This is a genomic window from Actinomadura sp. 3N508 (assembly GCF_044326375.1).
Classification (GTDB): domain Bacteria; phylum Actinomycetota; class Actinomycetes; order Streptosporangiales; family Streptosporangiaceae; genus Spirillospora.
In genome coordinates, this window is sequence record NZ_JBIRAX010000006.1 from 62,558 (window position 1) to 86,274 (window position 23,717).

Genomic DNA, 23,717 nt, shown 5'->3' on the forward strand with positions numbered 1-23,717 from the left:
TAGAGATAGAGAAACGAGGAAGAATGCTCCACCCGACCTCTACCAGGGCGGCCGTGCTCCGCGAGCACGGCGCGGACCTGAGCATCGAGGAGCTGCCGCTGCCCGCCGAGTGCGAGCCGGGCGCGGCGCTCGTCAGGGTCGACTGCGCGACGCTGTGCGCGACGGACGTGCACCTGTGGTCCGGCGCGATGGCGTTCCCGGAGATGCTGCCGATCGTGCTCGGCCACGAGACGATGGGCACCGTCGTCGCCGTCGGCTCCGGCACCCGCGACGCCCTCGGCCGGGACGTCAAGGTCGGTGACCGCATCGGGTGGTCGGAATCGGTGTGCGGGCACTGCTACGGCTGCACCGTCCTGCGCAACCCCGTGGCGTGCTCCGAGCGCGGCTACGGCTTCCTGCTCCGCGCCGACCGCTTCCCGTACGCGACGGGCGGGCTCGCCCAGCACAACTACGTGACGCCGGGGGCGCTGAAGCTCGTCCTGCCCGACGAGGTGAAGGACACCTGGGCGGCGTCGGCGGGGTGCGCGGTCAAGACCGTCCTGCACGCCTTCGACCGGGCCGGGGGAGTGCGCCCCGGGTCGTCGGTCGTGGTGCAGGGCGCGGGCGCGCTCGGCATCGTCGCGACGGCCGTGGCGAGCCTGTCGGGCGCCGGCAAGGTGATCACGATCGGCGCGCCGGACGCCCGGCTCGACCTCGCCCGCCGCTTCGGCGCCGACGAGACCATCGGGCTGGACGGTGACGGCGACTCCCGGGTCGCCGCCGTCATGGAGGCCACGCAGGGCCGCGGCGCCGAGCTCGTCCTCGACCTCGCCGGGGCGCCCGGCATCGGCGCGGAGGCGGTCGGCATGGCCGCGTTCGGCGGCCGGTTCGTCATCGTCGGCAGCACCGGCTTCCAGCCGGACCAGCTCGCCCTCGGCGCGATCATGGGCAAGGAGCTGAACGTGCTCGGCTCGCTGAACGGCGACGTCGGCGACCTGTACCGCAGCATCGAGTTCCTGCGCGGATCCCGCGACCGCTTCCCCTGGGACGACCTGTTCAGCGCCCCCGACGGCCTCGACGGCGCGTCCGGCGCGCTGTCGGCCATGTCGAGGCTGGAGCAGGTCAAGGCCGTCATCAACCCCAACCGGTAAGGAACGCCCCCCATCGTGTCTCCACAGAATGTCGCCCACCGCCGCCTGGGCTCGGCCGGGCCGGAGGTGTCCGTCCTGTCGCTCGGCTCCTGGCACACCTACGACCGGATGGACTTCGGCGACGCGGTCAAGATGCTCCGCCACGCCATCGACTCCGGCATCAACCTGTTCGACGTCGCCGTGTACGGCATCCCCGGCGTTCACCCGCCGGTGTTCACCGACGTGCTGTTCTCCGCGATGGTCCGCGCCGCCGGCGTCGCCCGGGACGACTACCTGCTGTCCACGAAGCTGTGGCTGGAGGGGTACCCCGAGCACTCGATGCGCGACCAGCTGACCAACGCGCTGTTCCGGGTCGGCGCCGACCACGCGGACGTGGCCGTCCTCGGCGACATCCGCAGCGACGACCTCGACCTCAAGGTCCTCGCCGAAGACCTCGCCGCGCTGGAGCGGGAGGGCCTGCTCGGCTGCTGGGGCGTCAACAACTGGTCGGCCACCGCCATCCGGACGATCCGCGAGCACGCCCTGGCGGCGGGGTCGCCGGGTCCGCAGCTCGCGCAGCTGAAGTACAGCCCGTGCCGCCGCGCCATCCCGGACGGCGAGCCGTTCGAGGCCGTCTTCGCCGCGGGCGTGTCGCTGCAGGCGTCGGACGTCCTGGAGGGCGGCATCCTGGCCGGCAAGTCGGGCGAGTCCCGGCAGATCGGCCGCGACCCCGGGGACATCCGGGGCCGTATCCAGGAGGCCGCGAAGGGCCTCGCCGACCTGGGCCGGGAGCTGGACGCGAGCCCGGCGCAGCTGTGCATCGCGTTCACGCTCACGCACCCGTCCACGAGCACCGTGCTGTTCGGCTCGACGAGCATGCGGCAGCTCACCGACAACATCGCGGCGCTGGACGTGCTGGAGCGCGTCGGCGCGGACCGGCTCCGGTCCCTGATGGAGCCGTTCTGGGCGGACCGCGACATCGTCGACCCCGAGGGCCCCTGACCGATCGACCCCGCCTGGGGGCCTCACCGGCCCCCAGGCGGTGCGGGTCAGGATTCGATCAGAGCGGCGAGGGCCAGCTCGGTCGTCTCGTAGGCGACGAGGTGGCGGTCCAGGCCGCTGCGCTCGATGATCGTGCGGAACCGGCGCCCCGGCCGGGCGAGGACGAGCTCGCCGCCGCCCGCGCGCGCCGCCTTCCACAGCACGATCAGGGCGTTGAGCCCGGAGGAGTCGCAGAACCCGACCCCGCCGACGTCCAGGACGACCCGCGGCCGCCCGTCCAGCCTGGCCATGTCGGCGAGGACGCGCTCGCGCAGCCCGCCCGCCGTCGGGAGCGTCATCTCGCCGTCGGCCTCCACGAGCAGGCACGGCCCGCGGACCTCGCTGCGGATCCGCAGCCGGTCGGGGCGCGGGGCGCCCGGCCGACCCTCCGCGTCGTGCGACACACTGATCACCTTCTGTCATCGCGCAGGCATCTCGCCTACCCGTGACAGCGCAGGTCATGCGGCGTTCCGGTGGCCGAGACCGGACCGGCCGGGCCGGCGCCGCGACGGCCGCACGTCCCTTATCAATCCGGTTTAGCTTAGGCTAGCCTTATCTGGTGCTGTCCCCCGTGCGCAGGCGACCCCCGCCAACCCCGCCGAAGGCGGCCGCGCGGCGTGGCCCCGCCGCCCATCTGGGACGGCTGGCGCTGCTGACGGCGGTGCTCCTGGTGACGGTCGTGGCGAGCCTCGCGATCGGGGCGGGCGACGTCCCGCTCGGCCGCGTCCTGCCTGGAACGTTCTCCCCGGACGACACCTCGCGGCCGGACCTGATCGTCCACGAGCTGCGGCTGCCGCGCACGGTGCTCGGCATCGCCGTCGGGATGGCGCTCGGGCTGGCCGGCGCGGTGATGCAGGCGCTCACCCGCAACCCGCTCGCCGAGCCGGGGCTGCTCGGCGTGAACGGCGGCGCGGCCCTCGCGGTCGTCATCGTCATCGGCTCCACCCAGGTGGACGACCCGCTCGTCTACGTGTGGGCGGCGTTCCTCGGCGCGGCGGGCGCGGCGATGCTCGTCTACATGATCGGCGCGCGGGGCCGCGGCGGCGCGTCGCCCGCGCGGCTGGTGCTCGCCGGGGCCGCCGTCGAGGCCGTGTTCACCGCGCTGACGGCCGGGCTGATGCTGCTCAGCCCGAGCAGCTTCGGCGGCTTCCGGTTCTGGCAGGTCGGCAGCCTCGGCGGGCGGGACATGTCGGTCTTCCTCCGCATCCTGCCGTTCGTGCTGGTTGGAACGATCCTGGCGCTGCTGCTGGCCCGCCCGCTGAACGCGCTCGGCATGGGCGAGGAGGCGGGCAGGGCGCTCGGCTCCCGCCCCGGACGGACGCGCGCGCTCGGCGCCCTCGCGGTCGTGGTGCTGTGCGGGTCCGCGACGGCGGCGGCCGGGCCGATCGTGTTCCTCGGGCTGGCCGTGCCGTTCATCGTCCGGACGGCCGTGGGGCCCGACCAGCGGCTCGTGCTGCCGTACTCGCTGCTGCTCGCGCCCGTCCTGCTGCTCGGCGCGGACATCATCGGCCGGGTCATCACGCCCGGCGAGCTGGAGACCGGGATCGTCACCGCGTTCCTCGGCGCGCCGCTGTTCATGGTGATGGTCCGGCGGGGAAGGACGCGCGACCTATGAGAGCGGTGCGCGAGAGAACGGTGCGCGTGAGGGTGGTGCGCGCGGGCGCGCTGTCGGTGCGCTGGGAGCCGCGGGCCGCGGCGGTGTGCGGGGCGCTGGCGCTGGTCGCGGCGTCCGCGGCCGTCCTCGTCGTCGGGTCGGGGGAGTTCCCGATCTCGCCGCCGGACGTGGTGCGCGCCCTGATCGGGCAGGGCGACAAGGCCACCGACTTCATCGTCACGACGCTGCGGCTGCCGCGCGCCGTGACCGGGCTGCTCGCCGGGCTCGCGCTCGGCCTCAGCGGCGCGATCTTCCAGAGCATCTCCCGCAACCCGCTCGGCAGCCCCGACCTGATCGGCTTCACCACCGGGTCGGCGTCCGGCGCGCTGCTGCAGATCCTCGTGTTCGGCGGCGGCGCGGTCGCGATCACGCTCAGCTCGGTCGCGGGCTCGGTGCTGACCGCGGTGGGCGTCTACCTGGTCGCCTACCGGCGGGGCGGCGGCGTGCACGGGGTCCGGCTGGTGCTGATCGGCGTCGCGGCGGCGGCGATGCTCCAGGCGCTGAACTCCTACCTGATCACCCGGGCGGAGCTGCGCGAGGGCTACGAGGCCGCGTTCTGGCTGACCGGCAGCCTGAACGGGCGGGACTGGGACCAGGCCGTCCCGCTCGCGATCGCCCTCGCCGTGCTCGTCCCGGCGGCGCTGCTCCTCGCCCGCCCGCTCGGGATGGGTGAGCTGGGCGACGACGCGGCGCAGGCGCTCGGTGTGCCCGTCCAGCGGACCCGGGCGCTGCTCATGGTCGCGGGGGTGGGGCTGGTCGCGGCGGCGACCGCGGCGGCCGGGCCGGTGCCGTTCGTCGCGCTCGCCGCGCCGCAGCTGGCCCGGCGGATGACGCGGCGGTCCGGCGCGCACCTGCTGCCGGCCGCGCTGACCGGCGCCGCGCTGCTGGCCACCGCCGATCTGATCTCGCTTCACCTGCCGGTCGCCGTGCCGGTCGGCGTCGTCACCGGCGTCCTGGGCGGCGTGTATCTGGCCTGGCTGCTGTCGACCACCGGACGGAAGGGGATGGCGTGACCCGGTTGCGCGCGGACGACCTCACCCTGGCCTACGAGCGGCGCGTGGTCGCCGAAAAACTCGGCGTGGAGATCCCGGACGAGTCGTTCACCGTCATCGTCGGGCCGAACGCGTGCGGCAAGTCGACGCTGCTGCGCGCCCTGGCCCGCCTCCTCCGTCCCCGGGCGGGCACGGTCTATCTCGATGACGCGCCGATCTCCGCGCTGCCGCCGAAACGGCTTGCCAAGCGGCTGGGCCTGTTGCCGCAGTCGCCGCTGACGCCGGAGGGCATCACGGTCGCCGACCTGGTCGCGCGGGGCCGCTATCCGCACCAGGGGCTGCTGCGCCAGTGGTCCCGCGAGGACGAGGCCGCGGTCGCCGCGGCCATGGCCGCCGTCGGCGTCACCGATCTCGCCGAACGCGTCGTGGACGAGCTGTCCGGCGGCCAGCGGCAGCGGGTCTGGCTGGCGCTGGTCCTGGCCCAGGAGACCGGCATCATGCTGCTGGACGAGCCCACCACCTACCTCGACATCGCGCACCAGATCGAGGTGCTCGACCTGTGCGCGCGGCTGCACGAGGAGGGGCGCACGCTCGTCGCGGTGCTGCACGACCTCAACCACGCCTGCCGCTACGCGACCCATCTGATCGCGATGCGCGGCGGCGAGATCCTCGCCGAGGGCCCGCCCGCCGAGATCGTCACCGCCGACCTCGTGGAGCAGGTGTTCGGGCTGCCGTGCCGCGTCATCCCCGACCCGGAGACGGACACGCCGCTGATCGTCCCGGCCGACCGGCGGCGGACGTTGACGGCGGGAAAAACTCTCAATTAGGTTAGCCTTACCTAAATTGAGGGGAGTCTCGTGTCCACCGCGCTGACTTGGGAAGACCTGCACGCCGCGCTGGCGGAGGTGCTCGGCGAACCCGCCGGGGCCGACGACAACCTGATCGAGCTCGGGATGGACTCGATCCGGCTCATGCAGCTGACCGGGCGGCTGCGCCGCCGCGGCGTCGAGATCCGGTTCGCCGAGCTGGCCGAGCGCCCGACGCTCGCCGGCTGGTGGGACCTGCTCGCCGAGAAGGGCCAGGTCGAGCCGTCCGCCGGCCCGGAGGAAGCGGGGCCGGACGAGCTCGGCCCGGCCGACATCGAGCCCGAGGGGCCGTTCCCGCTCGCGCTGATGCAGCACGCCTACTGGATCGGCCGCGACTCCGGCCAGTCGCTCGGCTCCGTCGCCGCGCACCTGTACGTCGAGCTGGACGGCCGCGAGATCGACCCCGCCCGGCTGGAGGACGCCGTCCGCGCCCTCGTGGCGCGGCACCCGATGCTCCGCGTCGCCGTGTCCGACGACGGGACACAGCGCATCCTGCCCGAGCGTCCCGGGCCCGCCGTGACCGTCCACGACCTGCGCGAATCCGCCGACCCCGAGGCCGGGCTGGAGGCGATCCGCACCGAGATGTCGCAGCAGCGGCTCCCGATCGAGGACGGCCGCGTCTTCGACGCCCGCCTCAGCCTCATCCCCGGGGGCACGTCCCGCCTCCACCTGGACGTCGACATGGTCGCCGCCGACGCGATGAGCTACCGCGTCATGCTGGACGACCTCGCCGCCCTGTACGAGGGGGAGACGCTCGCGCCGATCCGCTACGGCTACGCCCGCTACCTCGCCGACGACCCCCGCGCCGCCGCCCGCGAGCAGGACCGCCGCTGGTGGGCCGACCGCCTCGCCGGCTTGCCGGGCCCGCCGGAGCTGCCCGTCGTCCCCGAGCCGGGGAACCGCGTCGAGCGCATGCACCACTGGCTCTCGCCGGACGGCAAGGCCCGCCTCATCGCCCGCGCCCACGCCGAAGGCGTCACCCCGGCGATGGCCCTCGCCGCGGTGTTCGCCGAGGTCATCGGCGCCTGGTCGGCGACGCCCCGGTTCCTGCTCAACCTGCCGCTGTTCCACCGCGAGCCCGTCCACCCGGACGTGGACAAGGTCGTCGGCGACTTCACCGGCTCGATCATGCTGGAGGCCGACCTCACCGAGGACCTCCCCTTCATCGCCCGCGCACGCGCCGTGCAGGCGAACCTGCACACGGCGGGCGCGCACAGCGACTACTCCGGCCTGGAGGTCCTGCGCGACCTGTCCCGGCTGCGCGGCGAGCAGGTCCTCGCCCCGATCGTCTACACCAGCGCGCTCAACCTGGGCGAGCTGTTCGGCGACCGTGTCCGCGGGCACTTCGGCGAGCCGGGCTGGATCGTCTCGCAGGGCCCGCAGGTGCTGCTGGACGCGCAGGTCACGGAGGTGTCCGGCGGCCTGCTGCTGAACTGGGACGTGCGCCGTCCCGCGTTCCCGGACGGCGTCGCCGAGGCGATGTTCGACGCCTACACCTCCGCGATCACCCGTCTCGGCGCGCCCGGCGCCGATTGGAACGTGCCGCTCGGCATCGCCGCGCCGCCGTCGCAGCTCCGCGTCCGGCACGCCCTGAACGCGACCCCGGCGCCGCCGCCGCGCACCCTGACCGAGGGGTTCTTCGAGAACGCGCGCCTGCGTCCGGGCGCCCCGGCGCTGCACTGGGGCGACGGCGGCACGCGCACCTACGGCGAGCTCGCCGCCCGCGCGCTGCGCATCGCGTCCGGCCTGGCAGGGGAGGGCGTGCGGCCCGGCGACCGGGTGTCGGTCGAGCTTCCGAAGGGCCCGGACCAGGCCGCGGCCGTCCTCGGCGTCCTCGCCGCGGGCGCCGCCTACGTCCCCATCGGCGTGGAGCAGCCCGAGGCCCGCCGCGCCAGAATCCGCGCGACGGCGCGCGTCGCCGCGTCCCTCACCCCGGACCGGATCCTCGAAGCCGAGCCCTTGGCCGAGCCGGTGAAGGCCCGGCCCGATCAGGTGGCGTACGTGCTGTTCACGTCCGGGTCGACGGGCGAGCCGAAGGGCGTCGAGGTGTCGCACGGCGCGGCCATGAACACCATCGGCGACCTCGTCGAGCGGTTCGCGCTCGGCCCGGACGACGTCACCTTCGGGATCTCCGCGCTCGACTTCGACCTGTCGGTGTTCGACCTGTTCGCGCCCTGGCAGGCGGGCGGCGCGGTCGTCCTCCCGGACGAGGACGAGCGCCGCGACGCCGCCCGCTGGGCCGCTCTGGTCCGGCGGTGGTCGGTGACCGTGCTGAACTGCGTCCCGTCCGTGCTGGAGATGCTGCTGCACGCGGGCCGCGCCGAGAGCCTGCGGCTGGTGCTGCTCGGCGGCGACTGGGTCGGCACGCACCTGCCCGCCCTGCTCGCCGACCGCGCGCCCGGCTGCCGGTTCGTCGCGCTCGGCGGGACGACGGAGACCGCGATCCACTCCACCGTGCAGGAGGTCGCTGGGGAGGTGCCGTCCGACTGGCACGCCGTCCCGTACGGGGTCCCGCTGCGCGGCGTCGCGTGCCGGGTGGTGGACGAGCTGGGCCGCGACCGTCCCGACTGGGTGGCCGGTGAGCTGTGGATCGGCGGGTCCGGCGTCGCGGACGGGTACGCCGCCGACCCGGGGCGCACCGCCGGCCGGTTCGTCGTCCACGAGGGCGCCCGCTGGTACCGGACGGGCGACCTCGCCCGCTACCGCCCCGACGGCACGCTGGAATTCCTCGGCCGCCGCGACCACCAGGTCAAGGTCCGCGGGTTCCGGATCGAGCTCGGCGAGGTCGAGGCCGCGCTCCGCGACCACCCCGCCGTGGGACGGGCCGTCGCGCTGCTGGCGGGCGGCCGCCTGTCCGCCACCGTCGAGGGGCCGGAGGATCTGGACCGGGACGCGGTGCTCGCGCACGTCCGGGATCTGCTGCCGCCGCACATGGTGCCCGAGCTGCTCGTCCGCGTGGACGGGCTGCCGCTGACCGCCAACGGCAAGATCGACCGGAAGGCCCTGGCCGCGCTCGCCGCCGCCGAAGCGGGCGAGGCCGCCGGAGCCTACGTCGAGCCCGGCACGCCACTGGAGAAGGTCCTGGCCCGCATCATCGGCGATGTGGTGGGGGAGGAGCGCGTCGGCGCGGACGCCGACTTCTTCGCGCTCGGCGGCGACTCCGTCCTCGCCACGACGGTGATCGCGCGGCTGCGGGAGGCGCTCGACACGACCGCGCTGCCCGTCCGGGTGCTGTTCGCCGAGCGGACCGTCGCGCGCGCCTGCCGCCGCTTCGCCGAGCTGCAGGACACGCCGGGACGCCTGGAGGCCGTCGCCGCGATCTGGCTGGAGGTCGAGGCCATGAGCGAGGAGGAACTAACCGCCCGCCTCGGCTGAGGGATCAGCCCGGTTCGGGTTCGGGCTCCGGGCGCAGCGTCGCCGTCCGGAGCCCGGTGAGGGTCAGCGCCAAGGCCAGCGCGAGGACGGCGCTGACCGTCCCGTAGACGACGATGGCCGCGCCCGGCGCGAGATACCGGCCGAGCGCCCCGGCCCCCAGCGAACCGACCGCGCCGCCGCCCGTCTCCTGGGCGGCCCACAGCGCGTTGACGCGTCCGAGATGCGAGTCCGGCGTGTGGGACTGGATCAGCCCGTACCGCAGGATCTCCTCGACCGACTGCGCGAACCCGTACGCGAACAGGATCGCCACGGCCAGCGCGGGATGACGTGCCAGGCCCAGGCACGCGAGCGTCGCGAACCCGGTGACGGACGCGACGAGCAGCGCCATGCCGGGCGCCCGCACCGTCCCAGCCCATCCGCTCGTGACGGACGCGAGCACCGCGCCGCACGCGGGCGCCGCGAACAGCAGCCCGACCGTGGTCGCGCCGCCCTCCAGGCTCCGCGTCGCGAACGCGGGCATCAGCACCGGGATGCCGCCCGCGACCATGAACAGCAGCCCGAGCAGCATCAGCGACCCGACGACGCGATGCGACGCGACGAACCGGAACCCGTCCGCGACGGACTTCAGCGGGTTCGCGGGCTTCTCGTCCCCGAGGTCGGGCTTGAGCGCCGGCAGCCCGGTCAGCAGCGCGAGCGTGCCGATCGTCCCGGCCGCCGCGGCGGCGTAGTTCCAGCCGACGCCGAACGCCGACACCACGAGCCCGCCGAGCGCGGGCGAGGCCATCGAACCGAGCCGGACGGTCAGCGCGTTCAGCGCGCCCGCCGCGACCAGCTTGTCCGGCGCCACCAGCGCGGGCGTCGCGGCCAGCAGCGCGGTGACGCTGACGCCGGTCGCGAGCCCGTCCCAGGCCGCGAGCACGTAGATGGCCGGAAGCCACGGCGACGGCAGGAACGCGTTCAGCGCCAGCAGGACGAACCCGACGCCTGCGGCGGTCCGGGCGTGCAGCATCAGCCGCCGCCGGTCGTACCGGTCGGCGAGCACCCCGCCCCACAGGAACCCGGCCAGGAGCGCGAACCCCTCCGCCGCCGACACCGCGCCGACATGGAACGTCGACCCCGTCAGGTCGTAGACCTGCAACGGGACGGCCACCGCCAGCATCCCGATCCCGAACACCGACACGGTGCGGGCGATGAACACGTTGCGGAACGGCCTGCTGTCGCGCAGCGGGCCGACGTCCAGTGCAAGCCGGCGAGCAAGTGCCAGTCGGCGGAGCATTCTCGGGGTTCTCCTCTGCCCGGGGGAGTGGCTAAGGTTAGCCTAGCCTTAGTTGGTCTTGGGAAAGGGGGCGTACGGGTGCAGCGCATGCTGATGAACGGAAAGATCCACCGTGCCACGGTCACCCAGGCGGACCTGCACTACGTGGGCTCGCTGACCATCGACGCGGACCTCATGGCGGCCGCCGACATCGTGGAGGGGGAGCAGGTCCACGTCGTCGACATCACCAACGGCTCCCGTCTGGTCACCTACGCCATCACCGGCGAGGCGGGCACCGGCGTCATCGGGATCAACGGCGCCGCGGCCCGCCTGGTCCAGCCCGGCGACCTGGTCATCATCATCACCTACACGGCCGTGGCCGAGTCCGACCGCCCCCGCCATCGGCCCCGGGTCGTCCATGTGGACGGTGCCAACCGCATCGTCGCGCTCGGCGCCGACCCGGCCGAACCGGTCCCCGGCGCCCCCGCCCAGCTCGCAGGCCGGTGACCGCGATGGAAGGCTTCGTCCCCTGGCCGGACGAATTCGAGGCCCGCTACAAGGCCGAAGGGTTCTGGGGCGACCGCGTGCTCGGCGACGTCCTGTGCGGCGACCCCGGCAAGACCGCGCTGGTCGCCGGTGCCGACCGCCTCACCTACGCCGAACTCGACGACCGCGCGTCCCGCGCCGCCGCCGGGTTCCTGCGCCTCGGCATCGGCCCGGGCGACCGCGCCGTCGTCCAGCTCCCCAACACCACCGGCTTCGTCGTCACGTTCCTCGCGCTCGTCCGCATCGGCGCCGCGCCCGTCCTCGCGCTGCCCGCGCACCGCGAGAGCGAGATCCGCTACCTGTGCGAGCTGTCCGAGGCCCGCGCCTACGTCTGCGCCGACCGCGACGGCGACTTCGACTACCGCGCGATGGCCCGCACCCTCCCGGTCGAGCACGTGATCGTGGACGGCGACGCGCAGGACCTCACCGCCCTGTCCGCCATCGACGCCGACCCGGTCGACCTGCCCCGGCCCGACCCGTCCGACGTGGGCGTCTTCCTGCTGTCCGGCGGCACCACGGGCCTGCCGAAGCTGATCCCGCGGACCCACCGCGACTACGTATACAACCTGGAGGCCAGCGCCGAGGTCTGCGGCTTCACGTCCGCGACCGTCTACCTGGTAGTCCTGCCCGCCGCGCACAACTTCGCGCTCGCCTGCCCCGGCATCCTCGGCGTGTTCGCCAGCGGCGGCACGGCCGTCCTTTCCCCATCAGGCTCCCCGGACGAGGCGTTCCCCCTCATCGAACGCGAGCGCGCCACCGTCTGCGCGGCCGTCCCGCCGATCGCCCTCCTCTGGCTGGACGCCGTGACCTGGCAGGACGAGGACATCTCGTCCCTCGAACTCCTCCAGGTCGGCGGCGCCAAGTTCGCCGCCGAACGCGCCGCCGAGGTCCCGGACGTCCTGGGCTGCCAGGTCCAGCAGGTCTTCGGCATGGCCGAGGGCCTGCTCAACTACACCCGCCTCGACGACCCCCGCGACCTCATCGAGCAGACCCAGGGCCGCCCGCTCTCGCCCGCCGACGAGATCCGCGTCGTGGACGCCGACGGGAAGGACGTCGAGCCCGGCGAGACCGGAGAGCTCCTCACCCGCGGCCCGTACACGCTCCGCGGCTACTACCGCGCGCCCGAGCACAACGCCCGCTCGTTCACCCCGGACGGCTTCTACCGCACGGGCGACCTCGTCCGGCAGCTCCCCTCGGGCCACCTGATCGTGGAGGGCCGGGAGAAGGACCAGATCAACCGGGGCGGCGACAAGATCTCCGCCGAGGAGCTGGAGAACCACCTGCTCGCGCACCCGGCCGTCCACGACGCCGCCGTCGTCGGCCTCCCCGACCCGATGATGGGCGAGCGCACCTGCGCGTTCCTCATCATCAGGGACGGCGAGCGGGCCCCCGGCCTCCGCGAGCTGAAGGACTTCCTCCGCACCCGCGGCGTGGCCGCCTACAAGTTCCCCGACCGCCTCGAAACCACCGACGCCTTCCCGCGCACCCCGGTCGGCAAGATCAGCAAGAAGGCCCTGGCCGCCGACGTTCAGTAGCCGCACCGTCGACGAGCGGGGTCGCCTCCTCGAAGAGACCGCGGTCGTCAACTCCTGCGCGCGGGCGTCCGGCCGGATCCCCGACCCGGGCCCCGGGACGCTCGACGGATTCGACCATGCCGCGGCGGACCGCGCGGAGGCGGTGGACCTCCTCACCCGGCACCACATCCCTACGCACTCCCCGGCCTCACGCGAGCCGCACCGGCGGCCGGACAGCAGCCGGCGGCGCCGGGTTCGTCGGCGGCGCGCGACCGCTGCTGCGCCGGGTCTCCCGGCCGGACGGCGGCGTGCTGAGCCCGTTCCGCGCCGGGGCCGCGGTGTAGGCCCGCGTCATTTCGGCTGGCAGGTGCGGCACCAGACGGTCCTGCGGCCGGAGACGCGGCGGCTGGACAGGGGTGTGCCGCAGCGCGGGCACACGCCTTCGGGCTCGTCGCGGGCACCGGTGAGCCAGGTGCGGCGCGGCGGGACCCGTCCGGCCTTGATCGATGCGCGCAGCACGCTGCGCATCGCGCGGTGCAGGGCGGTGAGCTCCGGGCCGTCCAGGTCTCCGGCGGTGCGCATCGGGTTGATCCGGGCCCGCCAGAGAATCTCGTCGGCGAGCAGGTTGCCGAGGCCCGCGAGGACGGACTGGTCGGTCAGCGTCGGCTTGAGCCGCCCGCGCCGCCCGGAGAGGAGATCGGCCAGGCCGTCGCGGGACACCTCGGACGCGTCCGGTCCGAGGCCGTCGAGCGCGTGCTCCGCCGCCTCGCCGTCGGCGGCGAGGCGGACGCCCTGGAGCTTGCGCATGTCGCGGTAGCGCAGCTCGCCGTCCCGGAACCGCCAGACGACGCGGTCGTGCCGGTGGCGCGGCTCGTCCGCCCGGTGCCAGGACAGCGACCCGGTCATGCCGAAGTGCAGCAGCACCACCGGGCCGCCCGCGGGCGCGAGCAGCCATTTGCCGTGCCTGCGCGGTTCCCCGAACGGGTGGCCGCGCAGCGCCGCGTCCAGCCGCCGGGCGGTGACCCCGCGCAGGACGCCCGCGTCGAGCACCGTCACCGACCGGATCGGCTCGCCGGTGTGCTCGGCCAGCACCCGGCGGAACCCCTCGACATCGGGAAGTTCGGGCATGGCATGGCCCTACCCACGGTGTCGGGGATCCACGGCGTCAGGTTCGGCGCGTGCGGCGGGCCGTCGTCTCGCGGGGGATGAGGCGGTGGCTCAGCGGGGTGGTCTCGGCGGCGGCCGTCGCGGACTCCGGGGGAGTGTCGATGATGTGGCGGGCGGCCATCGCGCCCATCTCGTACAGCGGGAGGCTGACCGTGGTCAGCCCGACGAACCGGGCGACGCGCAGGTCGTCGATCCCGGCGACGGAGACCTCGCCCGGCACGTCGATGCCCGCCTGCCGCAGCGCGTTGAGCGCGCCGACGGCGGCCTCGTCGTTGGCCGCGAGGATGGCGTCGGGCAGCGGCGGGCGCGCGATGAGCCGCATGGCCGCGGCGTGCCCGGCCTCGAAGTCGAACCCGCCGGGCAGGACCTGCGCGCTGCCGGTGAGGTCGGCGTCGCTCATGCAGGCGAGGAAGCCGTCGCGGCGCTGCCGGGTGGCCACCATGCCCTCCGGCCCCTCGATGAACGCGATCCGGCGGTGGCCGAGCGAGACGAGGTAGTCGGTCATGTCGTGCGCGGCGGCCTGGGCGTCGGCGGCGATGACGGGGCAGCCGATGTCGCGGTGGGCGAGCGACACGGCGTGGATGCCCTGCTCCCGCGCCTGCCGGACGGCCTTGGCGAGCTCCGGTTCCCGCGGGTCGTCGACGTGGCCGCTGCCCGCGAAGATGACCCCGGCGGCGCGGTAGTCGCGCATGGTCCGGACCCGGGTGATCTCCGTGGTGGTGCGGCGGTCGACGTTGCACAGCATGGTGACGTAGCCGGCGCGGCTGGCGACGTCGTCCACCCCGCGGGCGATGACGGAGAAGTACGGGTTGACGATGTCGCTCACGAGCACGCCCATGAGCCGGCTGCTGCGCGAGACCAGCGCGCGGGCCAGCGCGCTCGGCGAGTAGCCGAGCTCCTCGGCGACCGCGATGACCTTGGCGCGGGTCTTGGCCGAGATGGGATGGCTGGACCCGGTCAGCACCCGTGACGCGGTGGACACCGACACGCCCGCAGCCTTGGCGACTTCCGCGAGTGAGCTCACGGCCACCTTCCTAGGAGAACGTTTTCCTGATTATGGCACGCGGTGCCGGGACCGCCAAACCGAACCCGCCTGTTCCAGGGGGTTTTCTGAGGCTCGCCCTTGACATTTCTGTGGTGACGCTCACTACCATGCCGACCTAAGGCATACGTTTGCCTAGCCGATTACCTCGGGTTTCGACGCGAAACCCCAGGAAACCGGCGCGATCCGAAGGAGGAGACGTGTACGCCGGGACACATCTCAGACGGCTCGCCGTGCTCGCGGCCCTCGTCACCCTGACCGCGTGCGGCGGCGGTGGCGGGGCCGACAGCGACGGGGACGGGAAGCTCTCGTTCAAGGTGGCGCTCACCGAACCCGACATCACGACCGTGCCGATCCTCGCGGCCCTCGACGACCTGCGCGGGCAGGGCCACACGATCAAGGTCGTCGAGCTGGCGGAGCCCGAACTGTCCATCGAGGGCCTGGCCAAGGGGGACTACGCGCTCTCCGCCGAGGCGACGAGCCCCGCCCTGCTCGCGGTCGAGCGCGGCGCCCCCATCAAGATCATCGCCGATGCCATCGGGAACCAGTGGGCGGTCTACGGCAAGCCCGGCATCTCCTCCTGCGACCAGCTCGACGGCAGCCCGTTCGGGATCTTCAGCGAGGGCGCGACCGCGACCGCGATGGTCAAGGAGTGGGTGAAGTCCACCTGCTCGCCGGGCAAGGAGCCCAAGTACCTGACGATCGGCGGCTCCGACGTCCGCGCCCAGGCCCTCGTCACCGGACGCATCGCCGCCACCGCGCTCGAGGTCTCCGACGTCGTCGCGCTGGAGTCCAAGGGCGCGAAGTTCGCCAAGATCGCCGACTTCGCGCAGAGCCTGCCCGACCTGCGCCCGCAGACCGTGTACGCCAACGGCGACTTCGTCAAGAAGCACAAGGACGTCACCCAGGCCCTGGTCACCGCGCTGACCCGGCAGCACGCGAAGATCAACGCCGATCCGAGGTACCTGGTGGGGCTGGCCGCCAAGTACCTGCCGGAGGAGGACGGCGCCGAGATGGCGAAGGTCGCCGAACGGTACTCCCAGGCGCGGCTGTTCGACGCGGCGGCACTGACAGAGAAGAACATGCAGGGCACCATCGACTTCTTCGTCCGCGCCGGCGTGATCAAGAAGGGCATGACCGCGAAGGACGCCGCCGACCTGACCTTCGTCGAGGGGGCCCGATGACCGCAGCGGAGCGAGGATCATCGGGCCGCCCACCCGGGGGCCTGGGGGTCGCCCCCCAGAAGGGCGGGGCCCGATGACGGTGGCGACCACGCGGCGGTCCTCGCAGCGGCCGTCGCGGCGGGCCGGGGCGCGGACCGGGCCCCGCCCGGCGCGGCGCCCCGGCCTGCTGCGTCGCATCGCCGCCCGGAACCTGCCCTACCAGATCCTTACGTTCGCCGTGTTCGCGGCGGGCTGGGAGCTGTACGCCCGGCGGCAGGGCGGGCTGCTGATCCCGAGCTTCACCGAGACCGTCCGGGCTACCGTCGAGCTGCTCGGCAGCGCGGAGCTGTGGCGGGCCATGTACGTCAGCAACCAGGCGCTGGTCATCGGGTTCGCCGTGACCGTCGTGCTCGGCGTGCCGCTCGGCATCCTGCTCGGCCGGTTCCGCGCGCTGGAGCGGCTGGCGGACGTCTACCTCAACATCCTGCTCGTCACCCCGATGGCGGCGATCATCCCGCTGCTGGTGATGTCGGTCGGCTTCGGGCTGGCCTCCCGGGTCATCCTCGTCACGATCTTCTCGATCGTGATGGTGGTGGTGAACGCGCGGGCCGGGGTCCGGCAGGTGGACCCGTCGCTGATCGAGATGGCCCGCTCCTTCGGGGCGGACGAGCGGGCCGTCTGGACGCGCGTCCTGCTCCCCGGCGCGCTGCCGGCGATCATGACGGGCATCCGGCTCGGCCTCGGCCGCGCGGTCACCGGCATGGTGATCGTCGAGCTGCTGATGGTCTCCGAGGCCCTCGGCGGGCTGATCCTGGAGTACCGCGGCCTGTTCCAGGCCCCGCTCCTCTACGGCACCATCGTGATCATCCTGGCGGAGGCGCTGCTGCTGATCTCCGTCGCGCGGTGGGCCGAACGCAAGCTGACCCGCTGGGCACGCACCACCACCGCAAGGAGCGTCCGATGATCGAGATCCGCGGGCTGCGGAAGACCTTTACCGGGCAGGACGGCGGGCTCGTCGAGGCGCTGCACGACGTCGACCTCGACGTCCGGCCCAACGAGTTCCTGACCGTCCTCGGGCCGAGCGGCTGCGGCAAGACCACGCTGCTGAAGTGCGTCGCGGGCCTGATCCCGTGGGACGACGGCGACATCCGCATCGACGGCGACCCGGTGCGCGGGCCCGGCCCCGACCGCGCCATGGTGTTCCAGAACTTCGCGCTGCTCCCGTGGGCGACCGTCCTGGACAACGTCGCCTTCGGGCTCCGGATGCGCGGCGTCGGCCGCGCCGAGCGCGAGGAGCGCGCCCGCGCGCTGATCGGCACGGTGGGGCTGGCGGGCTTCGAGACCAAGCGTCCCGGCGAGCTGTCCGGCGGCATGCAGCAGCGCGTGGGCCTGGCCCGCGCGCTGGCCGTCGAGCCGCAGGTCCTGCTCATGGACGAGCCCTTCGGCGCCGTCGACGAGCAGACCCGCCGCCTGCTCCAGGAGGAGCTGCTGTCCATCTGGGAGGAGCGGCGGCTGACCGTCGTGTTCATCACCCACAGCATGGAGGAGGCGGTGCTGCTCGGTGACCGGGTCGTGCTGATGAGCGCGCGGCCGGGGCAGATCGCCGAGATCGTGCCGGTCCCGCTGGAGCGCCCGCGCTCCAGCGACGTCGGCGCGCTGGAGCGTTCCGCCGAGTACGTCGAGATCACCGCGTACCTGTGGGACCGGCTGCGGGACATGCACGCCGAACACCGCCGGGCCAAGGCGGCCGGATGAGCGCGCTCGCGGAACGCCGCGGCGGTGCGGCGCGGGCGCGCCTGTCGTGGCGGCGGCTGCCCGCGGCCCCGGTCAGCCTGGCCATCGCCGCGGCCGGGTGGGAACTGATCGGGCAGGTCGCGGACGCGTCGTTCTTCCCGCCGCTGAGCACGGTGCTGGCCCGGCTCGCCGAGATGGCCTCCAGCGGGCTGATCTTCAGCAGCCTGCGCGACAGCCTGATCAACCTGGTGCTGGGCTTCGCGATCTCGCTGGTCGCGGGCCTGGCCGTCGGGGTCGCGATGGGCCGCTACCGCAAGGTCGAGGCCGCGCTCGGCGTGTACGTCTACGCGCTGCTCACCGCGCCGTCGCTGGTCTTCGCGCCGATCTTCTTCTCGCTGCTCGGCGAGGGCCGCGGCTCGATCGTCGCGGTCGTCGTCATGTACTCGATGTTCGTCATGATCATCAACACCGCGGCGGCGATCCAGGGCGTGCCGGGCCATCTGGTGGAGATGGCCCGCTCTTACGGCGCCGGCGAGGGACAGGTACTGCTGCGCGTCATGCTGCCCGCCGCCGCGCCCATGATCATGGCGGGCGTCCGGCTCGGCGTCGGACGCGCCGTCACCGGAATGATCAATGGCGAGATGTTCATCGCCGTCGTCGGCCTCGGCCGCGTGGTGACCCAGGCGGGCGGGCGCTTCGACGGCGCGAGCGTCCTGGCCGTGCTGCTGGTGATCATCGCCGTCGCGCTCGGCGCGGTGGCGCTGGTGCAGGCCGTCGACCGGCGGATCACCCGGTGGGTGCCGCAGACCTCACGAGGAGACCGATGAAGATCGACGCCTACAGCCACATCCTGCCCGAGCGGTACTTCGCCCGGTTGCGGGAGCTGGCCGACCCGGCGGCGTTCAAGCGGTGGCTGGAGCTGCCGGCGTTGCACGACCTCGGCGAGCGGCTGCGGATCATGGACGAGTTCGGCGACGGCTACCAGCAGGTGCTCACGCTGTCCTCGCCGCCCATCGAGCTGATCGCGGGCCCCGGCGAGTCGCCCGCGCTGGCACGGCTCGCCAACGACTCGATGCGCGAGCTGTGCGGCAAGCACCCCGACCGGTTCCCGGCCTTCGTCGCGTCCCTGCCGATGGACGACCCGGACGCCGCGCTCACCGAGCTGGCGTTCGCCGTCGACGAGATGGGCGCCCGCGGCGTGCAGGTGTTCACCAACGTCAACGGGCGCCCGCTCGACGATCCCGCGTTCGCCGGCGTGTTCGCCGAGATGGCCGCCCGGGACCTGCCCGTCTGGATGCATCCGGCCCGCACGGCGGCGTTCGCCGACTACGCGACCGAGGACGCCTCCAGGTACGAGATCTGGTGGGCGTTCGGCTGGCCCTACGAGACCAGCGCCGCCATGGCCCGGCTGGTGTTCTCCGGCCTGTTCGAGCGGCATCCCGACCTCAAGATCATCACCCATCACATGGGCGCGATGATCCCCTACCTGGAGGGCCGGATCGGGGTCGGCTGGGGTCCCCAGCTCGGCAGCCGCACCTCCGGCGCGGACTTCGAGCGCCTGCGGGACGTGACGCGCCGCCCGCTCGACCACTTCCGGAGGTTCTACGCCGACACCTCGCTGTCCGGCTCCGACATCGGCACCCGGTGCGGGCTGGACTTCTTCGGCGCCGACCACGTCGTGTTCGGCACCGACTGCCCGTTCGACCCCGAGGGCGGCCCGCTCTACATCCGCGAGACGATCCGCGTCCTGGACGCCCTCGACATCTCCGGCGACGAGCGCGACCGCATCTACCACCGCAACATCCTGCGCCTGATGCGCCTCGCCGGCTGACGACGCCGGAAGGCCGTGCCGCCGTCCGAGCCCTCCCGGGGACGGCGGCATGGTGCGGTGTAGTGCGGTGTGTGCGGTGCAGTGCGCGCGCTAGAGTCGTAAGCGCTTACGGAATCCGCCGCGATGGCGGCGGACCGTCCGGGAGGAACGGAAACCGATGGCCGACCGCAATCTGGTCCGACTGCAGGACGTCGCCGCGCACGCCGGCGTCTCGATCGCGACCGCGTCGCGGATGCTGAGCGACCCGAACTACGGCGGCCGGGCCGCGCTCCGCGAGCGGGTGCTCGCCGCCGCGGCCGAGCTCGGCTACCGCGTGAACCCGCACGCCCGCGCGCTCGCGACCTCGTCCTCGACCAGCGTCGGGCTCGTGATCCACGACGTCCGCGACAGCTACTTCGGCCTGCTCAGCGGCGGCGTGATGACGGTCGCCGAGCGCGCGGACCTGCTGGTCAACATGGTCTGCGCCTACCGCGACCCCGCCCGCGAGCTGGAGTACGTCAAGCGGCTCATCGACCAGCGCGTCCGGGCGCTGATCCTCGCCGGCAGCGCGTTCCGCGACACCGCCCACAACGCCGCCATGCGCGCCGAGCTGAGCGACTACCAGGAGTCCGGCGGCTCGGTCGTCTCGGTGACGCGCGGGCGCGACATCGGGCACCTCGTCCAGATCGACAACGCGGGCGGCATGCGGGCCCTCGCCGGGGCGCTGGTGGAGCTCGGGCACACCTCGTTCGGCGTGGTCGCCGGGCCGCTGCGGCTGCTCACCGTCCGCGACCGGCTCCAGGGCCTGAAGCAGGGGCTGAAAGACCACGGCATCGTCCTGCGCCGCGACGACATCGTCTACACCGACCTGTCGCGCGAGGGCGGCCTGACCGGCGCGCAGACGCTGATGAGCCGCCGGAACCCGCCGCGCTGCCTGATGGCCATCGCCGACGTGATGGCGCTCGGCGCGCTGTCCTGGCTGCGCACGAACGGGATCTCCGTCCCGGACGAGGTGTCGGTGACCGGCTTCGGCGGCCTGCCCGCCGCGCTAGACGCCGTGCCCCGGCTGACCACGGTCGAGATCCCGCTGGAGCGGGTCGGCGAGACGGCGATGGACCTCGCGCTGCGTCCGCCGTCGCCCCGGCATGTGGTCGAGGTCGAGGGGACGCTCGCCCTCCGGGAAAGCGCCGCCGCGCCCCGGTGAGCGCGAAGGTCACCGGGGCGCGGACGGGGGACGACGGTCAGGGCAGGACGTGGCGGGGGAAGCCCGCGACGACGGCGGCGAGGACGTCGTCGGGATCGGCCGCCCACACCTTCTCGTTGAAGATCTCCACCTCGATCGGGCCGCCGTACCCGGCCGCGTCGACGGCGCGGGTGATCGAGCGGAGGTCGATCGCGCCGTCGCCCGGCAGGCCGCGCCCGAACGTCGGGTGCGGCTGCGGGACCAGCCAGTCGCACACCTGGTAGCCGATGATCCGGTCGCCCGCGCGGGCGAGGGCGGCGCCGAGGCCGGGGTCCCACCACACGTTGTAGGTGTCCACGGCGAGCCCGACGTGCGCGGGGTCGAACTTCTCGGCGACGTCCAGCGCCTGGTCGAGCGTCACCGTGACCGACCGCTCCGCGCACATCATCGGATGCAGCGGCTCGACCGCGAGCCGCACGCCCGCCGCCGCCGCGAACGGCACCAGCTCTGCGATCCCCTCCACGACAGCCGCGCGGGACCGCTCCAGGTCCAGATCGTCGCGGACGCCGCCGCTGACCAGGTAGAGGACGTCCCCGCCGATCGCCGCCGTCAGCTCCACCGCGCGGCGGTTGGCGTCATGATCGAGCCCGCCACCGTCCGGGTTCTTGCCGGTGAAGAACCCTGCGCGGCACATGCTCGACACCCGCACCCCGTGGTCGCGCAGCAGTTTCGCCGCGCGCTCCGCGCCGTACTCCTCGACCGGCGCGACCCAGGCGCCGAGCCAGCCGATCCCGTGCCGCGCGAGCCCGCGCACGGTCTCCTCGAAGGACCATCCCTTCACCGTGATCTGGTTGATGGCGAGCCGTTCGATGCTCACGCCGCGCTCCTTCCGTCGATTCCCGCCGCCTTGAGGACGGTGAGCATGCGGCCGGCCGCGAGATCGGCGTCCTCGATGAGCCCCGCCTGGTCGGCGAGCCGGAGCAGGCGGGCGAGATGGTTCAGCGACCGCGCGCCCTGGTGCCCGCCGAGCATCACGAAGTGCGGCTGGAGACCCCGCAGGTAGGCGAGGAACACCACGCCGGTCTTGTAGTGGTAGGTCGGCGTCTCGAAGATCGCCCGTGACAGCGGGACGGTCGGCGCCAGCACCCGCTCGAAGCCGTCCGCGTCGCCCTCGTCGAGCAGGGCCAGGGCCTCGGCGGCCAGCGGCGCGATCGCGTCGAAGATCCCGAGCAGGGCCTCGCTGTGACCGTGCTCGTCGCCCCTGACGAGCTCGGGGTAGTTGAAGTCGTCCCCGGTGAACATCGCCGTCCCGGCGGGGAGGCGGCGGCGCAGGGCGACCTCCCGGCCGGCGTCCAGCAGGGAGATCTTGATGCCGTCGACCGAACCCGCGTTCTCCGCCATCAGCCGGACGACGGTGTCCGCGGCGGCGCCGAGATCGTGGGTGCCCCAGTAGCCGGCGAGCCGCGGGTCGAACATGTCGCCGAGCCAGTGCAGGATCGCCGGGCGCGACAGCGAGCCCAGCACCTTCCCGTAGACGGACAGGTAGTCGTCGGCCGAGCGCGCCGTCCGGCAGAGCGCCCGGCTGGCCATCAGCACGACCTGCCCGCCCGCGTCCTCGATCCACCGGCACTGCCGGAGGTAGGAGCGCTCGATCTCCTCCAGCGTGACGGGCCGGTCGTCGGGGAGGTCGTCGGTGCCCGCACCGCACGCGACGGCCGCGCCGCGTCCCGCCGCCTCCCGGCACGACCGCTCGATCAGCTCCCGGACGAGCCCGTGCGGCAGCCCCATCCCGCGCTGCGCGGTGTCCATCGCCTCGGCGACGCCCAGCCCCAGGTCCCACAGGTGGTGCCGGAAGCTCAGCGTCGCGTCCCAGTCGACGGCCGGGTCGAGCACCGGATCGACGGTGGAGAGGGGGTCGGCGACGACGTGCGCGGCCGCGTAGGCCCGGCGCGTCCGCGGCGCGTCCCGGCGCCCCGGCAGCGGACGCGGCGGCGCGCCGCGCAGCGTGTACTTCTCCAGCGCCGTGCCGGAGGGCAGCAGCAGCGAGATCACGCCGGCCCGGCCGTCGTCAGCTCGGGCACGTCCACCCAGCGCCGCTCGCGCGACGACCGCAACGCCAGCTCGGCGAGCTGGACGCCCTTGGCGCCTTCGAGGAGGTCCCAGTCGAACGGCGCGTCCTCGACCACGTGCCGCAGGAACATCTCCCACTGGACGCGGAACGCGTTCTCGAACTCCTCGTTGTCGGGCACCTCCTGCCAGCCCGCCCGGAAGTCGATCGGGTTGGGGATGTCGGGGTTCCACACCGGCATCGGCGTGTTCGCGCGCGACTGCGTCCGGCAGTCGCGGAGCCCGGCGATCGCGCTGCCGTGCGTGCCGTCGAGCTGCCACTCGCCGATCTCGTCGCGGTAGGGGCGGGTGGCCCAGGACGTCGTGAACTGCGCGGTGACGCCGTTCTCCAGCTCGAACAGGCCGTAGGCGGCGTCCTCGGCGGTGGAGTCGTAGGGGCGGCCGTCCTCGTCCCAGCGCTTCGGGATGTGGATCGCGCTGTGGCACAGCACCGACCTGATCGGCGAGACGGTGTTGTCGATCAGGTAGCGCCAGTGCGGGTACATGTCCAGGACGAGGCCGCCGCCGTCCTCGGCACGGTAGTTCCAGGACGGCCGGTTGAGGTGCTGCCAGTCGCCCTCGAACACCCAGTAGCCGAAGTTGAGGCGGAAGCTCAGCATCGTGCCGAAGAAGCCGCCGTCGACCAGCCTCTTCAGCTTGCGGATGCCGGGCAGGAACAGCTTGTCCTGGACGACGCCGTGCTTGACCCCGGCCGCGTCGGCGAGCCGGGCGAGGTCGAGGGCCTCCTCCAGCGAGACGGCGGTCGGCTTCTCGCAGAAGACGTGCTTGCCCGCCGCGATGGCCTTGCGGACCGCCTCCGCGCGCAGGTTCGTGGTCTGCGCGTCGAAGTAGATCGTGTCGTCGTCGTTGGCGAGGGCCTCGTCCAGGCTGGTCGTCCAGCGCTCGACGCCGTAGCGGCGGGCGAGGCCCTCCAGCTTGGCGGGGTTGCGCCCGACGAGGATCGGGTCGACGACCAGCCGGCGGCCGTCCTTGAGGACGATCCCGCCCTGGTCCCGGATCGCCACGATCGACCGGTCGAGATGCTGGCGCGTCCCCATCCGGCCGGTGACCCCGTTCATGATGATGCCGATCCGCACCTGATCCATGTGAACCTCCCTGATTTCTGTAAGCGCTTTCTATTTCATGCGATTCGGCACTGT

General features: G+C 73.4%; 21 protein-coding genes. 14 read left to right on the forward strand and 7 right to left on the reverse strand.

What is annotated here, in order from left to right; genetic code table 11:
- Positions 1-23 precede the first annotated feature (23 nt).
- Both ACH34S_RS22100 and ACH34S_RS22105 read left to right on the forward strand, forming a co-directional pair.
- A complete protein-coding gene (locus tag ACH34S_RS22100) occupies positions 24-1,130 on the forward strand; it encodes a zinc-binding dehydrogenase (RefSeq protein ID WP_395954621.1) in 1,107 nt (368 codons plus the stop codon).
- A 15-nt stretch (positions 1,131-1,145) separates the two neighbouring features.
- Positions 1,146-2,111 carry an aldo/keto reductase gene (locus tag ACH34S_RS22105; RefSeq protein WP_395954622.1) on the forward strand — a complete coding sequence of 322 codons (966 nt, stop codon included), beginning with the start codon at positions 1,146-1,148 and terminating at the stop codon, positions 2,109-2,111.
- Between the two features lie 47 nt (positions 2,112-2,158).
- Here the strand turns inward: ACH34S_RS22105 and ACH34S_RS22110 are convergent, their stop codons facing one another.
- Entirely contained in the window at positions 2,159-2,554 is a 396-nt protein-coding gene (locus tag ACH34S_RS22110) for an STAS domain-containing protein (protein ID WP_395954623.1), read from the reverse strand.
- Between the two features lie 155 nt (positions 2,555-2,709).
- Between ACH34S_RS22110 and ACH34S_RS22115 the strand changes: the two genes are divergently transcribed.
- From ACH34S_RS22115 to ACH34S_RS22130, 4 genes are read left to right on the forward strand one after another with little or no spacing between them, the layout of a single operon-like run.
- Positions 2,710-3,765 (forward strand): FecCD family ABC transporter permease, encoded by a 1,056-nt coding sequence (locus tag ACH34S_RS22115; protein WP_395954624.1) that lies wholly within the window; start codon positions 2,710-2,712, stop codon positions 3,763-3,765.
- Between the two features lie 26 nt (positions 3,766-3,791).
- Positions 3,792-4,817 carry a FecCD family ABC transporter permease gene (locus ACH34S_RS22120; protein WP_395954625.1) on the forward strand — a complete coding sequence of 342 codons (1,026 nt, stop codon included), beginning with the start codon at positions 3,792-3,794 and terminating at the stop codon, positions 4,815-4,817.
- The gene (locus tag ACH34S_RS22125; RefSeq protein ID WP_395954626.1) at positions 4,814-5,623 is read left to right on the forward strand and encodes an ABC transporter ATP-binding protein; all 810 of its coding nucleotides are present in this window, start codon (positions 4,814-4,816) and stop codon (positions 5,621-5,623) included. Before ACH34S_RS22120 ends, ACH34S_RS22125 begins: the two co-directional genes overlap by 4 nt.
- A 30-nt stretch (positions 5,624-5,653) precedes the next feature.
- Complete coding sequence (locus ACH34S_RS22130; RefSeq protein WP_395954627.1) at positions 5,654-9,037, forward strand: amino acid adenylation domain-containing protein; 3,384 nt, start codon at positions 5,654-5,656, stop codon at positions 9,035-9,037.
- Positions 9,038-9,041: 4 nt separating this feature from the next.
- Here the strand turns inward: ACH34S_RS22130 and entS are convergent, their stop codons facing one another.
- Entirely contained in the window at positions 9,042-10,313 is a 1,272-nt protein-coding gene (gene entS, locus ACH34S_RS22135; protein ID WP_395954628.1) for an enterobactin transporter EntS, read from the reverse strand.
- A 78-nt stretch (positions 10,314-10,391) separates the two neighbouring features.
- Between entS and panD the strand changes: the two genes are divergently transcribed.
- Positions 10,392-10,799, forward strand: a complete 408-nt coding sequence (gene panD, locus ACH34S_RS22140) for an aspartate 1-decarboxylase (protein WP_395954629.1) — start codon at positions 10,392-10,394, stop codon at positions 10,797-10,799.
- A 5-nt stretch (positions 10,800-10,804) separates the two neighbouring features.
- Positions 10,805-12,373 carry a (2,3-dihydroxybenzoyl)adenylate synthase gene (locus tag ACH34S_RS22145; protein WP_395954631.1) on the forward strand — a complete coding sequence of 523 codons (1,569 nt, stop codon included), beginning with the start codon at positions 10,805-10,807 and terminating at the stop codon, positions 12,371-12,373.
- Positions 12,374-12,703: 330 nt separating this feature from the next.
- Here the strand turns inward: ACH34S_RS22145 and ACH34S_RS22150 are convergent, their stop codons facing one another.
- Together ACH34S_RS22150 and ACH34S_RS22155 are read right to left on the reverse strand one after the other, a co-directional pair.
- Positions 12,704-13,480 carry an Fpg/Nei family DNA glycosylase gene (locus ACH34S_RS22150; RefSeq protein WP_395954633.1) on the reverse strand — a complete coding sequence of 259 codons (777 nt, stop codon included), beginning with the start codon at positions 13,478-13,480 and terminating at the stop codon, positions 12,704-12,706.
- Between the two features lie 37 nt (positions 13,481-13,517).
- Positions 13,518-14,543 (reverse strand): LacI family DNA-binding transcriptional regulator, encoded by a 1,026-nt coding sequence (locus ACH34S_RS22155; protein ID WP_395954634.1) that lies wholly within the window; start codon positions 14,541-14,543, stop codon positions 13,518-13,520.
- 218 nt (positions 14,544-14,761) lie between these two features.
- Between ACH34S_RS22155 and ACH34S_RS22160 the strand changes: the two genes are divergently transcribed.
- From ACH34S_RS22160 to ACH34S_RS22185, 6 genes are all read left to right on the forward strand, one after another.
- Positions 14,762-15,745 (forward strand): ABC transporter substrate-binding protein, encoded by a 984-nt coding sequence (locus ACH34S_RS22160; RefSeq protein WP_395954635.1) that lies wholly within the window; start codon positions 14,762-14,764, stop codon positions 15,743-15,745.
- Positions 15,746-15,818: 73 nt separating this feature from the next.
- Positions 15,819-16,688, forward strand: a complete 870-nt coding sequence (locus tag ACH34S_RS22165) for an ABC transporter permease (protein ID WP_395954636.1) — start codon at positions 15,819-15,821, stop codon at positions 16,686-16,688.
- A complete protein-coding gene (locus ACH34S_RS22170; RefSeq protein WP_395954637.1) occupies positions 16,685-17,479 on the forward strand; it encodes an ABC transporter ATP-binding protein in 795 nt (264 codons plus the stop codon). Before ACH34S_RS22165 ends, ACH34S_RS22170 begins: the two co-directional genes overlap by 4 nt.
- Entirely contained in the window at positions 17,476-18,285 is an 810-nt protein-coding gene (locus tag ACH34S_RS22175; RefSeq protein ID WP_395954638.1) for an ABC transporter permease, read from the forward strand. The genes ACH34S_RS22170 and ACH34S_RS22175 overlap by 4 nt, the downstream gene beginning before the upstream one ends.
- The gene (locus ACH34S_RS22180; RefSeq protein ID WP_395954639.1) at positions 18,282-19,289 is read left to right on the forward strand and encodes an amidohydrolase family protein; all 1,008 of its coding nucleotides are present in this window, start codon (positions 18,282-18,284) and stop codon (positions 19,287-19,289) included. Before ACH34S_RS22175 ends, ACH34S_RS22180 begins: the two co-directional genes overlap by 4 nt.
- Before the next feature lie 157 nt (positions 19,290-19,446).
- Entirely contained in the window at positions 19,447-20,472 is a 1,026-nt protein-coding gene (locus ACH34S_RS22185) for a LacI family DNA-binding transcriptional regulator (RefSeq protein ID WP_395954640.1), read from the forward strand.
- A gap of 37 nt (positions 20,473-20,509) precedes the next feature.
- On the opposite strand, the gene ACH34S_RS22190 is transcribed toward ACH34S_RS22185, so the two are convergent.
- The 3 genes from ACH34S_RS22190 to ACH34S_RS22200 are packed head-to-tail and all read right to left on the reverse strand — an operon-like array spanning position 20,510 to position 23,663.
- Positions 20,510-21,328, reverse strand: coding sequence for a sugar phosphate isomerase/epimerase family protein (locus ACH34S_RS22190; RefSeq protein WP_395954641.1), 819 nt, complete (start codon positions 21,326-21,328; stop codon positions 20,510-20,512).
- On the reverse strand, positions 21,325-22,503 hold the full coding sequence (locus tag ACH34S_RS22195) for a dihydrodipicolinate synthase family protein (protein ID WP_395954642.1): 1,179 nt from the start codon (positions 22,501-22,503) through the stop codon (positions 21,325-21,327). Before ACH34S_RS22195 ends, ACH34S_RS22190 begins: the two co-directional genes overlap by 4 nt.
- Complete coding sequence (locus ACH34S_RS22200; protein ID WP_395954643.1) at positions 22,500-23,663, reverse strand: Gfo/Idh/MocA family protein; 1,164 nt, start codon at positions 23,661-23,663, stop codon at positions 22,500-22,502. The genes ACH34S_RS22195 and ACH34S_RS22200 overlap by 4 nt, the downstream gene beginning before the upstream one ends.
- Positions 23,664-23,717 lie beyond the last annotated feature (54 nt).